The organism is Aquabacterium sp. NJ1 (assembly GCF_000768065.1).
Classification (GTDB): Bacteria; Pseudomonadota; Gammaproteobacteria; order Burkholderiales; family Burkholderiaceae_C; genus Aquabacterium.
Genome location: NZ_JRKM01000001.1, coordinates 4,014,660 through 4,029,292, shown reverse-complemented (window position 1 = coordinate 4,029,292; position 14,633 = coordinate 4,014,660). Strand labels below are relative to the sequence as shown.

Annotated in this window: 12 protein-coding genes; 6 read left to right on the top strand and 6 right to left on the bottom strand. The window is 64.3% G+C overall.

Annotated features, from left to right (window positions below):
- Window positions 1-124: 124 nt before the first annotated feature.
- Genes JY96_RS17275 through mpl form a run of 3 tightly spaced genes read left to right on the top strand, consistent with a single transcriptional unit; the run spans window position 125 to window position 3,744 of the window.
- The gene (locus tag JY96_RS17275) at window positions 125-1,078 is read left to right on the top strand and encodes a bifunctional hydroxymethylpyrimidine kinase/phosphomethylpyrimidine kinase (RefSeq protein ID WP_052162676.1); all 954 of its coding nucleotides are present in this window, start codon (window positions 125-127) and stop codon (window positions 1,076-1,078) included.
- On the top strand, window positions 1,068-2,360 hold the full coding sequence (gene hemL, locus JY96_RS17270) for a glutamate-1-semialdehyde 2,1-aminomutase (protein WP_035039393.1): 1,293 nt from the start codon (window positions 1,068-1,070) through the stop codon (window positions 2,358-2,360). The genes JY96_RS17275 and hemL overlap by 11 nt, the downstream gene beginning before the upstream one ends.
- A 7-nt stretch (window positions 2,361-2,367) precedes the next feature.
- Entirely contained in the window at window positions 2,368-3,744 is a 1,377-nt protein-coding gene (gene mpl / locus JY96_RS17265; RefSeq protein WP_035039391.1) for a UDP-N-acetylmuramate:L-alanyl-gamma-D-glutamyl-meso-diaminopimelate ligase, read from the top strand.
- A 56-nt stretch (window positions 3,745-3,800) separates the two neighbouring features.
- Here the strand turns inward: mpl and ugpQ are convergent, their stop codons facing one another.
- Window positions 3,801-4,613 (bottom strand): glycerophosphodiester phosphodiesterase, encoded by an 813-nt coding sequence (ugpQ, locus tag JY96_RS17260; protein ID WP_052162675.1) that lies wholly within the window; start codon window positions 4,611-4,613, stop codon window positions 3,801-3,803.
- Between the two features lie 234 nt (window positions 4,614-4,847).
- On the opposite strand from ugpQ, the gene JY96_RS17255 reads away from it, so the two are divergent.
- On the top strand, window positions 4,848-8,855 hold the full coding sequence (locus JY96_RS17255) for a DUF3683 domain-containing protein (RefSeq protein ID WP_035039389.1): 4,008 nt from the start codon (window positions 4,848-4,850) through the stop codon (window positions 8,853-8,855).
- 2 nt (window positions 8,856-8,857) lie between these two features.
- Complete coding sequence (locus JY96_RS17250) at window positions 8,858-9,304, top strand: HIT family protein (protein WP_035039387.1); 447 nt, start codon at window positions 8,858-8,860, stop codon at window positions 9,302-9,304.
- A 2-nt stretch (window positions 9,305-9,306) separates the two neighbouring features.
- Here the strand turns inward: JY96_RS17250 and JY96_RS17245 are convergent, their stop codons facing one another.
- A complete protein-coding gene (locus JY96_RS17245; RefSeq protein WP_035039385.1) occupies window positions 9,307-9,960 on the bottom strand; it encodes a TetR/AcrR family transcriptional regulator in 654 nt (217 codons plus the stop codon).
- A gap of 142 nt (window positions 9,961-10,102) precedes the next feature.
- Between JY96_RS17245 and JY96_RS17240 the strand changes: the two genes are divergently transcribed.
- Window positions 10,103-10,990 (top strand): metal-dependent hydrolase, encoded by an 888-nt coding sequence (locus JY96_RS17240; RefSeq protein ID WP_035039383.1) that lies wholly within the window; start codon window positions 10,103-10,105, stop codon window positions 10,988-10,990.
- A 68-nt stretch (window positions 10,991-11,058) separates the two neighbouring features.
- Here the strand turns inward: JY96_RS17240 and JY96_RS17235 are convergent, their stop codons facing one another.
- From JY96_RS17235 to JY96_RS17220, 4 genes are read right to left on the bottom strand one after another with little or no spacing between them, the layout of a single operon-like run.
- The gene (locus tag JY96_RS17235; RefSeq protein WP_152606552.1) at window positions 11,059-11,517 is read right to left on the bottom strand and encodes a cache domain-containing protein; all 459 of its coding nucleotides are present in this window, start codon (window positions 11,515-11,517) and stop codon (window positions 11,059-11,061) included.
- Window positions 11,518-11,534: 17 nt separating this feature from the next.
- Window positions 11,535-12,011 (bottom strand): chemotaxis protein CheW, encoded by a 477-nt coding sequence (locus JY96_RS17230; protein ID WP_035039379.1) that lies wholly within the window; start codon window positions 12,009-12,011, stop codon window positions 11,535-11,537.
- A gap of 20 nt (window positions 12,012-12,031) precedes the next feature.
- Entirely contained in the window at window positions 12,032-14,155 is a 2,124-nt protein-coding gene (locus JY96_RS17225) for a chemotaxis protein CheA (RefSeq protein WP_035039378.1), read from the bottom strand.
- Between the two features lie 51 nt (window positions 14,156-14,206).
- A complete protein-coding gene (locus JY96_RS17220; protein WP_035039376.1) occupies window positions 14,207-14,569 on the bottom strand; it encodes a response regulator in 363 nt (120 codons plus the stop codon).
- Window positions 14,570-14,633: the final 64 nt, after the last annotated feature.

The window sequence follows — 14,633 nt, the reverse complement described above, 5'->3', positions numbered from 1 at the left end:
CGAAACTCGTTCACGTCGGTCCAAACCAGCTTGAATACAATGAACTGATTGTAGCCATCAGCCGCTCCCGTGAACCCCAGGGTTTGTGGGCACGGGCTCACCTTCTAGCCAATACTGCACACGCATGAACGCCCCCCAGACCGGTCCAGAGGACCACACCGCCGCAGAAGACCAGGACGCAGGCTCGCCAGCATGCGTCATGAGCTTCAACGCCAATGACGCCAGCGGGGCATCCGGGATCGGGGCCGATATCGCCACGATCGCCGCCATGGGCGCGCACGCGCTGCCCGTGGTCACCAGCCTGCTGATTCGCGATTCCGCCGAGGTCTTCGAGTCTCACGAGATCGATGCCGAGGCAGTGATCGACCAGGCGCGCAGCGTGCTGGAAGACATCACCATCGCCTCCTGGAAGGTCGGTTTTCTGGGCAGCGCCGAGGGCATCAGCGCCGTCGCCGAGATCCTGTCCGATTACACCGACACGCCGCTGGTGTCCTATCTGCCCAACCTGTCCTGGATGGACGAGGACGCCCAGATGGCCTATCTGGATGCTTTCCGCGAACTGATCCTGCCGGCCAGCCAGGTGTTGGTGGGAAACCACAAGACCCTCACGGATTTCCTGCTGCCCGAGTGGGATGCCGAGCGTTCGCCCTCCGCACGGGAGCTCGCCGTGGCCGCCGCCGAGCATGGTTGCGCCTACGTGCTGGTGACCGGCGTGCAACTGCCGGACCAGTTCATCGACAACGTGCTGGCCTCACCGCAAGGTGCCGTGGCCGGCGAGCGGTTCGAGCGCTTCGAGGCCAGCTTCGTGGGCGCCGGCGACACCCTGTCGGCCGCGCTGGCCGCGATCCTGTCCACCGGCACCGCGCTGGATGTGGCCGTGTCCGAAGCCTTGAGCTTCCTGGACCAGGCCCTGGACTCGGGCTTCCGCCCCGGCATGGGTGGTGTGGTGCCCGATCGCTTCTTCTGGGCGCTGCCCCCGGGCGAACAGCCCGCTGAAGGCGAAGGCGCGCCAGCCGAAGGCGACATCACCGATCTGAACGAACAGCTCCCTCCCCCGCATACCCGCAATGTCCACTAACGCCTCGCTTTTTGAGCGCGCCCAACGCGTCATCCCTGGCGGCGTCAATTCGCCCGTGCGCGCTTTTCGCGCCGTGGGCGGCACGCCCCGCTTCATCACCCGGGCTCAAGGCGCCTACATCTGGGACGCCGAGAACCAGCGCTACATCGATTACATCGGCTCCTGGGGGCCGATGATCCTGGGCCACGGGCACCCCGAGGTGGTCGAGGCCGTGCAGAAGGCCGTGCTGGAAGGCTTCTCTTTTGGCGCCCCCACCGAGCGCGAGATCGAACTGGCCGAAGAGATCCTGAAGATCGTGCCCAGTGCCGAGCAGGTGCGGCTGGTGAGTTCTGGCACCGAGGCCGGCATGAGCGCCATCCGCCTGGCGCGCGGCTTCACCGGCCGCAGCAAGCTGATCAAGTTCGAGGGCTGCTACCACGGCCATGCCGACGCCCTGCTGGTCAAGGCCGGCTCGGGCCTGGCCACTTTCGGCCACCCGACCAGCGCCGGAGTGCCGCCTGAAGTGGTGCAGCACACCCTGGTGCTGGAGTACAACAACATCGCCCAGATCGAAGAGGCCTTTGCCACGCAAGGCGCCGACATCGCCTGCGTGATGATCGAGCCGATCGCCGGCAACATGAACTTCGTGCGCGCCAGCGTGCCCTTCATCCAGCGCATCCGCGAACTGTGCGACCAATATGGCGCCCTGTTCGTGTTCGACGAGGTGATGAGCGGCTTTCGCGTGGCCCTGGGCAGTGCACAGAGCATCTACGCCAAGGCCCTGCCCGGCTTCAAGCCCGACATCAGCGTGTTCGGCAAGGTGATCGGCGGCGGCATGCCGCTGGCGGCCTTTGCCGCCTCGAAAGAGATCATGGCCAAGCTGGCCCCGCTGGGCCCGGTCTACCAGGCCGGCACCCTGTCGGGCAACCCGGTGGCCACGGCTTGTGGGCTGGCCACACTCAAGCTGATCCAGCGCCCGGGCTTCTTCGAAGCCTTGTCGGCATCGACCCGCAGCCTGATGGACGGCTTCTGTGCCGAAGCCCAGGCTGCCGGCGTCGAACTGACGGCGGATTGCGAAGGCGGCATGTTCGGCTTCTTCTTTGCCGACCAGCTGCCCCAGCATTACCAGGCCGTGATGGCCAAGGGTACGGACAAGTTCAACAAGTTCTTCCACCTCATGCTGGACCAGGGCGTGTACCTGGCACCCGCCATGTATGAGGCCGGCTTCGTGAGCGCTGCGCACACGGCCGATGACATCGCCCAAACCGTGGCGGCCGCCGGCAAGGCCTTCCGCCAACTCTGAGCTTTACATGCACATTCACATTCTCGGCATTTGCGGCACCTTCATGGGTGGTGTGGCCGCCCTGGCCCGCGAAGCAGGCCACCGCGTGACCGGTTGCGACGCCGGCGTCTACCCGCCCATGAGCGACCAACTGCGTGCCCTGGGCATCGAGCTGATCGAAGGCTACACGGTTGACCAGCTCAAGCTCGAACCCGATCTCTTCGTGATCGGCAACGTGGTCTCACGCGGCAACCCCTTGATGGAAGCCATCCTGGATGCGGGCCTGCCCTACACCAGCGGCCCGCAATGGCTGAGCGAGAACGTGCTGCAAGGCCGCCATGTGCTGGCTGTGGCTGGCACGCATGGCAAGACCACGACCACGTCCATGTTGACCTGGATCCTGGAGTTCGCGGGCAAGCAGCCCGGCTTCCTGGTGGGCGGTGTGCCTCAGAACTTTGGCGTGTCTGCCCGCCTGGGTGACACCACTGCCGAGACGCGCCCGGCCACAGGCCACCCCTTCGTCATTGAGGCAGACGAATACGACACCGCATTCTTCGACAAGCGCAGCAAGTTCGTGCACTACCGCCCGCGCACCGCCGTGCTCAACAACCTCGAGTTCGACCACGCCGACATCTTTGCCGACCTGGCTGCCATCGAAACCCAGTTCCACCACCTGGTGCGCACCGTGCCCCAAAGCGGCCGCTTGGTCGTCAATGCTCGTGAAGAAGCGCTGGAACGTGTGCTGACACGCGGCTGCTGGAGCGATGTGGCGCGTTTTGGCGTGCGTGGCGATGTGCCCGGCTTCCGTGCCCGCGGCGAGCCGCATGCCTTCGACGTGTTGAAGGCGGGCGTACTGGTGGGCCGCGTGGAGTGGGCGTTGCTGGGCGAGCACAACCAGATGAACGCGCTGGCGGCCATCGCGGCAGCCGAGCATGTGGGCGTGACGCCGCAACAGGCCTGCGAAGCTCTGGGGCAGTTTGCCAACGTGAAGCGCCGGCTGGAGTTGCGCGGCGAGGTCAAGGGCGTGGCCGTCTACGACGACTTCGCACACCACCCCACCGCCATCCGTACCACGGTGGACGGCCTGCGCCGCAAGGTAGGCCCCGACAGCCGCATCCTGGCGGTGTTCGAGCCACGCTCCAACACCATGAAGTTGGGCACCATGAAGGCCTTGCTGCCCTGGTCACTCGAAGAAGCTGATCTGGCCTTCTGCCACAGCGGCGGCCTGGGCTGGGATGCCAACGAGGCGCTGGCCGAGATGGGCGAGCGCGCCATCGTGTCCGACAACATCGACACGCTGGTGAGCAAGGTGGTCAAGGCTGCCAAGCCGGGTGATCAGATCCTGTGCATGAGCAACGGGGGCTTTGGCGGCATCCACGACAAGCTGCTCAAGGCGCTGGCCTGAAGCCCCCTCACCCCTGATGGCTTGATGGCCCTGGGCTCAGCACCAGGGCGTCAGGCTCAGGCGATGAACTCTTCGGCCACGTACATCAATTGGGCGGGGTTGGCGCCCAGGCGGGCCTGAGGCTCGAACAGGTCGACCCGGTCCGTGATCAGCCCATCCAGGCCAGACAACCACAAGGTGCTGGCGCGCGACGCGTCGTTGACGGTGTACGTCAGCATCTTCAAACCGACGGCATGGCCCAATTCGATCCGGTCCGCATCGAGCTGGGTCTGGTTGACCACCAGCGCCTGGCAGCCCAGAGACTGGGCCTGGTCCACCGCGTCGCGCACCCACTTGTCCAGCAACAGCGCACGAGGCAATTCGGGCTGGGCTTCCTGCGCGGCACGCAAGGCGTCCACGCTGAAGGAGCTCAGCAGCGGCTTGATCTGCGACTGCGCCCAAAGGCGGGCCACATGCTGGGCCACGATGCGGCCCGTGCGCACTTCTTCGCCGGGCGTGGGCTTGATCTCCAGGTTGACCATCAGGCCCAGGGCCTGCAGCCAGCGCGAGAGGGCTTCCAGGCGCAGCAGCGGCTCGCCAGCGTAGGTGCGGCCATGCCAGCTGCCGGCGTCCAGGCGCGACAAGGCATCCCACTTGAGCACACCGGCCACGCCTTGGCCGTTGGTCGTGCGGTCCAGCTCGGCGTCGTGCAGCAAAAAGGGTTCGCCGTCAGCGCTGAGCTTGACGTCGCACTCGAACATCGCAAAGCCGTGCTCGGCCCCCAGGCGGAAGGCAGCCATGGTGTTTTCGGGCGCCAGCTTGCCCGCACCACGGTGGGCAATCCAGCATGGATAAGGCCAATGGGTGGCTGGGGATCCGTATTGGGTCATGGCGGGCTCGACTACTTTGAATTCTGAACTGCTGCTCAGAATATCGATTTGAGCCAAGGCTAAACGCTTTCAGAAGACCCTGTCGGTTGCCCTTTTCTGCCCGAGGGCATGACCTGCTGCGTTAACATCTCGCCTCAGGCGCGAAAACCACCCTCCCCCGCAGTGCCTGGGCGTTATCCCAAACCCCAGGCGAATTGCCCTTTGTTGAACCGGTTTTTCGCGCCTGGCGCCCTCATGAACGCACCCATCGAGCTGACCCACATGACCGCCCAGGCCGCCGACGCACACGGCGACGGCCAGCCCCGCCTGCGCGAGATCCCCTACAACTACACCTCCTTTTCGGACCGTGAAATCGTCCAGCGCCTGCTGGGCCAGCGTGCCTGGGAGGTGCTCAGCCTGCTGCGCGTCGAGCGCCAGACCGGCCGCTCTGCCCGCATGCTGTACGAAGTGCTGGGCGACATCTGGGTCGTACAGCGCAACCCGTATCTGCAAGACGACCTGCTGGACAATCCCAAGCGCCGTGCCCTGCTGATCGACGCCCTGCACCACCGCCTGGGCGAGGTCGACAAGCGCCGCCACCCCGAGGACAAGGCGGCGACCGATGGTTTGCGCGACACGCTGGTCGCCGAGTTGCTGAACGCGGCGCGCGGCGCCGTGGACCGTTTCGCCAAGGCCTTTGACCAGATGGGCGCGCTGCGTGAGCGCACCAACAAGGTCCTGGGCAAGGTCACCCGACACGACAACATCAAGTTCGATGGCTTGAGCCGTGTTTCGCACGTGACGGACGCGACCGACTGGCGTGTGGAATACCCCTTCGTCGTCCTGACACCGGACACCGAGGAAGAGATGGCTGCCCTGGTCAAGGGTTGCGTCGAGCTGGGCCTGACCATCATCCCGCGTGGGGGTGGTACCGGCTACACCGGCGGCGCCGTGCCGCTGACCTGGAAGAGCGCGGTGATCAACACCGAAAAGCTCGAACAGATGACCGAAGTCGAGATGGTGACGCTACCCGGCGTGGACAAGCCGGTGGCCACGGTCTGGACGGGCGCGGGCGTCGTCACGCAACGTGTGGCCGATGCGGCCGAGCGCGCCGGCTTCGTGTTCGCCGTGGACCCGACCTCGGCTGAAGCATCCTGCGTGGGTGGCAACATCGCCATGAACGCCGGTGGCAAGAAGGCCGTGTTGTGGGGCACTGCGCTGGACAACCTCGCCTCGTGGCGCATGGTCACGCCCAACGCCGAATGGCTGGAAGTGGTTCGCCTCAACCACAACCTGGGCAAGATCCACGACGTCGAAACCGCCAGCTTCGAGCTCAAGTATTTCCAGGCCGACGGCAAGACACCCATCCGCACCGAGCGTCTGGACATCCCGGGCCGCACCTTCCGCAAGGAAGGCCTGGGCAAGGACGTCACCGACAAGTTCCTCGCCGGCCTGCCCGGCATCCAGAAGGAAGGCTGTGACGGCCTGATCACCAGCGCCCGCTGGGTCGTGCACCGCATGCCCGGCCACGTGCGCACGGTGTGCCTGGAGTTCTTTGGCAATCCCAAGGAAGGCGTGCCCTCGATCGTCGAGATCAAGGACTTCATGTTCGAAGAGATGAAGCAGCCTGGCGGCGCCATCCTTGCGGGCCTGGAGCACCTGGACGACCGCTACCTGCGCGCCGTGGGTTACGCCACCAAGAGCAAGCGTGGCACCCTGCCCAAGATGGTCCTGATCGGTGACATCGTCGGTGACGACGAAGACCGCGTGGCGCGCGCTGCCAGCGAGGTCATCCGCCTGGCCAATGGCCGCTCGGGCGAAGGCTTCATCGCCGTCAGCAGCGACGCGCGCAAGAAGTTCTGGGCCGACCGCAAGCGCACCGCCGCCATTGCCAAGCACACCAACGCCTTCAAGGTCAACGAAGACGTGGTGATCCCGCTGCCGCGCATGGGCGAGTACACGCTGGGCATCGAGCGCATCAACATCGAGCTGAGCCTGCGCAACAAGCTGGCCATCGCCGATGCGCTGATCGCTTTCGTGCAGGGTGGCAACCTGCCAATCTCCTCCTATCTTGGCAAGGTCGAAGACGCCGAAGAGCTGCCCAGCCCCGAGCAACTGGCCGAGAAGGTTGGCGCCGCGCTGACACAGCTCGACAAGGTCCGCGCGCGCTGGCAGTTCCTGTACGACCACATCGATACGCCACTGGCCACGGTGGGTGATCAACTGGTCGCGCTCGGCTACGAGCAGCATCGCAACGGCACCTATACCCCGCAAGACGGCGACACGGTCTTCAACCTGCTGCAGACCTGGTCCATCCGCGCCAGCTGGAAGCGCGAGATCCGTGACGAACTGGCCAAGGTCTTCACCGGTGCGGCCCTCACGCCCATCGTGGACGAGCTCAAGCGCATCCACAAGCAGGTGCTGCGTGGCCGCGTCTGGGTGGCCCTGCACATGCACGCCGGTGACGGCAATGTGCACACCAACCTGCCCGTCAACAGCGACAACTACGAGATGCTGCAGACGGCCCACGAAGCCGTGGCCCGCATCATGAAGCTGGCCCGTTCGCTGGACGGCGTGATCTCGGGTGAACACGGCATCGGCATCACCAAGCTGGAGTTCCTGACGGACGACGAGATGGCCAACTTCACGGCCTACAAGCTCAAGGTCGACCCTGAAGGCCGCTTCAACAAGGGCAAGCTGCTGCGTGGCGCCGCGCTCAAGGCCCTGGGCGACGACGTGCACGCCGCCGACCTGACCGAGGCCTACACGCCTTCGTTCGGCCTGATGGGCCACGAGTCGCTGATCATGCAGCAGAGCGACATCGGCGACATCGCCGCCTCGGTGAAGGACTGCCTGCGCTGCGGCAAGTGCAAGCCCGTGTGCGCCACGCACGTGCCGCGCGCGAACCTGCTCTACAGCCCGCGCAACAAGATCCTGGCCACCTCGCTGCTGGTCGAGGCCTTCCTGTACGAAGAGCAGACGCGCCGCGGCGTGTCCATCAAGCACTGGGAAGAGTTCGAGGATGTGGCCGACCACTGCACGGTCTGCCACAAGTGCCTGACGCCCTGCCCGGTCAAGATCGACTTCGGCGACGTGTCGATGAACATGCGCAACCTGCTCAACAAGCTGGGCAAGAAGAGCTTCCGCCCCGCTGGTGCGGCCGGCATGTTGATGCTCAACACCAACAACCCGCAGACGATCAAGATCGTGCGCAGTGCCTTGGTGGACGTGGCGATGCCGCTGCAGCGCCTGGGCAACGAAGTGCTCAAGCTGGCCGCGCGCAAACAGACCAGCGCCCCGCCGGCGTCGGTCGGCACGGCCTCGCTCAAGGAGCAGGTCATCCACTTCATCAACAAGAAGATGCCGGGTGGCCTGCCCAAGAAGACCGCGCGTGCGTTGCTGGACATCGAGGACAAGGACTACGTCCCCATCATCCGCGACCCCAAGCAGACCACGGCCGATACCGAGGCGGTGTTCTACTTCCCCGGTTGTGGCTCGGAGCGCCTGTTCTCGCAAGTGGGCCTGGCCACGCAAGCCATGCTGTGGCATGCCGGCGTGCAGACCGTGCTGCCGCCTGGCTACCTGTGCTGCGGCTACCCGCAACGCGGTGCCGGCCAGTTCGACAAGGCCGAGAAGATGATCACCGACAACCGGGTGCTGTTCCACCGCGTGGCCAACACGCTGAACTACCTGGACATCAAGACGGTGGTCGTGTCCTGCGGCACTTGCTACGACCAGTTGCAGGGCTACCAGTTCGACAAGATCTTCCCGGGCTGCCGCATCATCGACATCCACGAGTACCTGCTTGAAAAGGGCATCACCCTGCAAGGCAAGGGCGCCTTCCTGTACCACGACCCCTGCCACACGCCCATGAAGCTGCAGGACCCGATGAAGACCGTCAAGGCCCTGGTGGGCGACGGTGTCATCAAGTCCGAGCGCTGCTGCGGCGAGGCGGGCACGCTGGCCGTGAGCCGCCCGGATGTATCCACACAGATCCGCTTCCGCAAGGAAGAAGAGATCCGCAAGGGCGAGGCCGAGTTGCGCGCCAAGGGCCTGATCGGCGAGAAGGAAAACGTGAAAGTGCTGACGTCCTGCCCGGCTTGCCTGCAAGGCCTGAGCCGCTACGTGGACGACGCCCAGACCGGGCTGCTGGAGGCCGATTACATCGTGATCGAGATGGCCAAGCAGATCCTGGGCGAGAACTGGATGCCGGAGTACGTGGCCAAGGCCAATAACGGCGGCATCGAACGGGTGCTGGTCTGATCATGGGGCAACTGGATACTTCCCGCGCCGTGGGCTGCGAACTGTGTACGCAAGATGGGGGCATCCTCATCGTGCGCACCGACAAGCTCCGTGTGATCCGCGCCCTGGACGAGGACCATCCTGCCTTCTACCGCGTGATCTGGAACGACCACGTGGCCGAGTGGACGGACCTCATCCCCGAGAACCGCAGCCACATCATGCAGACGGTGGCCAAGGTGGAAACCGTGCTGCGTGAGGCGCTCAGCCCCACCAAGATCAACCTGGCCTCGCTGGGCAATGTGGTGCCGCATCTGCACTGGCACGTGATTGCCCGCTTCGACTGGGATGCCCGCTGGCCCGCGCCGGTGTGGGCACCCAAGCAGCGCGAGGTCTCGGATGCGGCATCGCGCCTGGCCCTGCCCTTGACGCAGCTCGACGCCATGCTGGCCAGGGCCCTGCAGGCGGGCTGAGATCAGCTCGCCGCTTTGTCAGCTGCGCCCGACGCGTCGCTCTGCCGCCGGGCCAGTTGCCGCTCCATGCGCACATAGTGGCTCACCATGTGGGCCAGCCCGTCCACCAGCTCGTCATACGTGATGGGCGGGTTCGGGTCTGACATGTGCCGGATCACGGTGAACATCCCCGCGTTGACGAAGATGTAGCTCATGGCCGCAAAGCGCTGCATGCCGGCGTATTTCGGGTTGTGCAGCAGGTACTGCACGATGATGTCGCCCAGTGACCGGGACACATCGGTGAGGTCGAAGCGGAAGTCCGCGTTGAACACCTCGCGGGCGTACTTGAGGTAGCGCTGCTCATCACGCAGCAACAGCGCCTGCACGTCGTAAAGCAGGATCGGAATGGCCTCCACCACCGGCATGCGCACGATGCGCGGCGTCAGCGGTTGCAGCACGCCGATGAGGTCTCGCACGAAACGGTCGCGCATGGCCTCGTAGATCGCTTCCTTGTTCTTGAAATACTCGTACAGCGAGCCCACGCTGACACCCGCGATGTCGGCGATGTGCGTGGTGGTTGTGCCCGCCAGCCCATGTCGGCCCAGGCTGATGTAGCCGGCGTCCAGGATGGCTTCGACGGTGGACTTGGCACGTTGCTGTCTGGGGATGCGTTGCATGGGCGGCGTTCCGGAGCAGAGAACCAACAAAGATCCGAATTGAATCCGAATAAACATTCGGAACAAACTGGCGCTGATTATCGTGCACGTCAAGCGACCAAGCCACTGACCTCGCCACCTTCAGTACGGAGACATTCCAGCCATGTCCGAAACCGCCGCATCACGTTCCCTCACCGGCGCCCAGGTAGGCATCCCGCCGCGCCACATCGATTTCAAGTTTTCACGTGAGGCAGACCGCTACTTTTTCTACGACAACAACCCGCTGGCCAGCCTGCTGTTCGTCGTGTTCTCGGGCGCCTTCCCGCCGGGCGAGCGCTTTTTCATGGAGTCGGTTCGGAACTTCCGCGACCAGATCCAGGATCCGGTGCTGAAAGCCCAGGTGTCGGGCTTCATGGGCCAGGAGGCCTTGCATGGCCGCGAACACGAGCGCCTTAACGATCTGTTTCGCGAACGCGGCCTGGATGTGGACCTGCCCGCGCGCTACGTGCGCTTCGGGCTGCGCCAGCTGGAGCGCTTCTCACCCCGGCTGCAACTGGCCTGCACGACCATGATGGAGCACTTCACCGCGCACCTGGCCGAGCAATGGCTGACCAACCAGGCCCTGACCGATTCGTCCGACCCGGAGATGCTCAAGCTCTGGTACTGGCACGCGCTGGAGGAGCTGGAACACAAGTCGGTGGCCTATGACGTCTTCGAGCTCATCGGTGGCACCCAGAAGGAGCGCAAGCAGGCCGGCTGGCTGGTGGGCCTCTTCGTGATGCCGGCGGTGGTGGCAGCCTGGCTGCGCCTGCTGATCAAGGAAGGCCAGCTGTTCAACCGTGCAGAAAACCGCCGCGGCTATCGGGCGCTGTTCGGGCGTGGGGCCCTCATCAGCAACGTGCTGCGCCACATGCCCAAGTTCTGGCGCCGCCAGTTCCACCCCAGGCAGCAACAGACCCAGGCACTGGAAGAGGCCTGGCGCACGCGCCTGTTCGGTCCGCAAGGCGAGCTGATCGACGTCTACCGCAACCCCGCCAAAGCCGCCGGTTGAAGCGCCGCATCCACCAAAAGCAAACGGGCCCTTGAAGGCCCGTTGTTTCGCTTCGGCTTAACCGAGCATCACTTGTAGATGCCGCCACACACCACGGTTTCATCGAGCTTTTCGCAGTACATGCTCTTGGGCTCGATCTTCTTGGTTTCGGGGTTGGTGAACTTGTAGTCCTGCCAGAAGGTGCCGTGGGTCTTGGCCATGTCGACACGCTCCTTCACGAAGGCCTTGCCGTCGATGTCCTTGAGCTCGATGAGGTTCTTGCCCACCATCTTGCCGTTGGCACCGTGTGCACGCACCACGCCGTCCAGGCCATAGACCACCAGATACAGGTCATGCTGGTGCCAGGTCGTGTTGGCCTTGTCGCCGAACTCGGCATAGGTCTTGTCAGCGCCGCCAGACTTGATGGCGGCCACGCCCTTTTTCACCATGGCCACCGCGTCTTCCTTGGTGGCACCGCCCTCGGCGGCCAGAACCGAGCCCGTCATGACGGACAACGCAATGGCGGTAACAGCAAACAGCTTGTTCATGATGTCATCTCCTGTGTTCAGTCAACCAGACCCATGTCCTGGCTCATCAGCATGGCTTCAATATCCAGCAGGATCACCATGCGCTCACCCACCTGAGCCAGCCCACGGATGTAGGTCGCCTCGATGGCGGAAGTCATTTCAGGCGCGGGGCGCATGGCCTCGGCCGGGATTTCCATCACGTCGCTCACCGAGTCCACCACCACGCCGATGGTGCGCTGCCCGATGTGCAGGATGATCGACACGGTGAAGGCGTTGTACTCCGCCGAGGAGCAACCAAAGCGCATACGCAGGTCGACGATAGGGACAATCGTGCCACGCAGGTTCACCACCCCTTTGAGGAAGTGGGGCGCATTGGCGATGCGCGTGGGGTTCTCGTAGCCACGGATCTCCTGCACCTTCAGGATGTCGATGCCGTACTCTTCATCGCCCAGGCGGAAGGTCAGGTACTCGCGTGCCAGATCGGCCTGCACGTCCAGTTTTTCCATCATGCCCATTGCATGGTCTCCTGTTGAACTCAGTGACGCGAGCGGCGCACGAGGCTGCCCACGTCCAGAATCAAGGCCACCCGGCCGTCACCCATGATGGTGGCGCCCGACACATCGTTGACCTTGCGGTAGTTGGTCTCAAGGTTCTTGACCACCACCTGTTGTTGCCCCAGCAGCTCGTCGACCAGCAGGGCCACACGGCCGCTCTCTGCCTCGACCACCACCATGATCCCGCTGTTGTGCTCCCAATCGAATCGGGGCACCTGGAAGACTTTCTCCAGCTCGATCACCGGCATGTATTCATCACGTACCTCGACCACGCGACCCGAGCCCCCGATGGTCTTGACCATCTCCTGGCTGACCTGGAAGGACTCGACCACCGACGACAGCGGCAGGATGTAGACCTCTTCGCCCACGCCCACGCTCATGCCGTCCATGATGGCCAGGGTCAGCGGCAGGCGAACCGCCACGCGCATGCCGTAGCCTTCGGCCGAGTCGATCTCGACCGTGCCACCCAGCGAGGTGATGTTCTTCTTGACCACGTCCATGCCCACGCCGCGGCCGGACACATCGGTCACCACATCGGCTGTGGAGAAGCCCGGCGCAAAGATGAGGTTCCACACTTCGGAGTCGGTCAGGCTGTCAGGTGCGTCAATGCCCTTTTCGCGGGCCTTGCGCAGCAGCTTCTCGCGTGACAGGCCACGGCCGTCGTCACGCACTTCGATCACGATGGAGCCACCCTGGTGCGAAGCGGCCAGGGTGATGGTGCCCACTTCGGGCTTGCCAGCTGCCAGGCGGTCTGCAGGCATTTCAACACCGTGGTCGCAGGAGTTGCGCACCAGGTGGGTCAGCGGGTCGGTGATCTTCTCGACCAGGCCCTTGTCCAGTTCGGTGGCTTCACCCTGCGTGACCAGCTCGACCTTCTTGCCCAGCTTGTTGGCCAGGTCGCGCAGCATGCGGGGGAAGCGACTGAACACCGTCGACATCGGAATCATCCGGATCGACATCACGGCCTCTTGCAGGTCGCGGGTGTTGCGGTCCAGGTCGGTCAGGCCGGTCACCAGTTGCTGGTAGACGACCGGGTCCAGGCCGCGGCTGTTCTGGGCCAGCATGGCCTGGGTGATCACCAGTTCGCCCACCAGGTTGATGAGCTGATCGACCTTCTCGACCGACACGCGGATGGTGGAGGCTTCAAGCGCAGCGGCTGGCTTCTCGGCCTTGGGCGCAGCGGGCTTGGCCACGGCTGCCACCGGCTTGGGCTGCTGAGGCTCGATGGCCGAAACGGGGGCGACAGGCTGCGCGGCGGCCGGGGCACCAGGCGCATCGTCAAAGAAGCCGTAGCCCTTCTCAGATGCTTCAGCCTGCGCAGCCGGTGCAGCAGGGGCCGCCGCGTCGCCATAGGGCAGGAAGGCCACTTGCTCACGCGCCACATGGAAGGTGAACAGGTCCAGCAGTTCGGATTCAGCGGAGGCCGTGTCCACCTTGAAGCGGCGGATGCCAGCCAGAGCAGGATCATCGGCCAGAGGTTCGATGGTGCCCAGATCGGTGATTTCCTTGAACAGGTCCACCAGGTTGTCGGCCTGCGAAGCATCGCTCAAGGGGCCCACGCGCAACTCGACCGTGCGCTTGCCCGTGGTGGGCGCTGCAGCAGGCACTGCAACAGCGGCCTGGGCAACAGGCGCTTCCTGCCTGACCACGGGCGCAGCCACCACAGCCTCTGCGGCGGGTGGCGCTTCACCGGCCACCATGGCGCGGATGTTGAACAACAGCTCGGAAGTGTCCACCTCTTCGCCGCCGGAGCCCTGGTGGCGGCCCAGCATGGCCTTGAGGGCATCGCCGGACTGCAGCAGCACGTCCACCATCGGCGGCGTGGGAATCAGTTCATGACGGCGCAGCTTGTCCAGCAGCGTTTCCATCTGGTGGGTCAGCTCGGCCACGTCGCTGAAACCGAAGGTGGCAGCGCCGCCCTTGATCGAGTGCGCGCAACGGAAGATGGCGTTCATCTCCTCGTCGTCGGCGGCCGTGATGTCCAGCTCCAGCAGGAGCTGTTCCATGTTCTCGAGGTTCTCGCCTGCTTCTTCGAAGAAGACCTGATAGAACTGGCTCAGGTCGATGCCTGCTGCCGCGCTGTGATCAGTGCTTGTGTCTGCCATCTCTGACTCCTGAAATTCGTCGCGATGCCCGTGAACCTGGCGCCCGCCCGGTTAACGGATCACCTTCTGGATCACTTCGATCAGCTTGGTGGGGTCAAAGGGCTTGACCAGCCAGCCGGTCGCACCTGCGGCACGGCCTGCCTGCTTCATCTGATCGCTGGACTCGGTGGTCAACATCAGGATCGGCGTCGTCTTGAACTGGGGCGATTCACGCAGCTTCTTGGTCAGGCTGATGCCATCCATGCGGGGCATGTTCTGGTCGGTCAGCACCAGATCGAAACTGCGGCCCTGGGCCTTTTCATAGGCGTCCTGGCCGTCAACCGCTTCGACCACGTTGTAGCCAGCGCTCTTGAGCGTGAAGGAAACCATTTGACGCATGGATGCAGAATCGTCGACGGCAAGAATCGAGTGCATGTCGCTCTCCGGGGCTTAATTGAATGCTGGTTAGGCGGACGTTATTTCGGCTGGTGGGACGGCT

Excerpts from the sequence above, each read along its gene's own strand:
- JY96_RS17235 (WP_152606552.1), bottom strand. The coding sequence starts at position 11,517 with ATGAACAAGCTGTTTGCTGTTACCGCCATTGCGTTGTCCGTCATGACG.
- ugpQ (WP_052162675.1), bottom strand. The coding sequence starts at position 4,613 with ATGACCCAATACGGATCCCCAGCCACCCATTGGCCTTATCCATGCTGG.
- JY96_RS17255 (WP_035039389.1), top strand. The coding sequence starts at position 4,848 with ATGAACGCACCCATCGAGCTGACCCACATGACCGCCCAGGCCGCCGAC.
- JY96_RS17240 (WP_035039383.1), top strand. The coding sequence starts at position 10,103 with ATGTCCGAAACCGCCGCATCACGTTCCCTCACCGGCGCCCAGGTAGGC.
- JY96_RS17250 (WP_035039387.1), top strand. The coding sequence starts at position 8,858 with ATGGGGCAACTGGATACTTCCCGCGCCGTGGGCTGCGAACTGTGTACG.
- mpl (WP_035039391.1), top strand. The coding sequence starts at position 2,368 with ATGCACATTCACATTCTCGGCATTTGCGGCACCTTCATGGGTGGTGTG.
- hemL (WP_035039393.1), top strand. The coding sequence starts at position 1,068 with ATGTCCACTAACGCCTCGCTTTTTGAGCGCGCCCAACGCGTCATCCCT.
- JY96_RS17220 (WP_035039376.1), bottom strand. The coding sequence starts at position 14,569 with ATGCACTCGATTCTTGCCGTCGACGATTCTGCATCCATGCGTCAAATG.
- JY96_RS17230 (WP_035039379.1), bottom strand. The coding sequence starts at position 12,011 with ATGGGCATGATGGAAAAACTGGACGTGCAGGCCGATCTGGCACGCGAG.
- JY96_RS17245 (WP_035039385.1), bottom strand. The coding sequence starts at position 9,960 with ATGCAACGCATCCCCAGACAGCAACGTGCCAAGTCCACCGTCGAAGCC.
- JY96_RS17275 (WP_052162676.1), top strand. The coding sequence starts at position 125 with ATGAACGCCCCCCAGACCGGTCCAGAGGACCACACCGCCGCAGAAGAC.
- JY96_RS17225 (WP_035039378.1), bottom strand. The coding sequence starts at position 14,155 with ATGGCAGACACAAGCACTGATCACAGCGCGGCAGCAGGCATCGACCTG.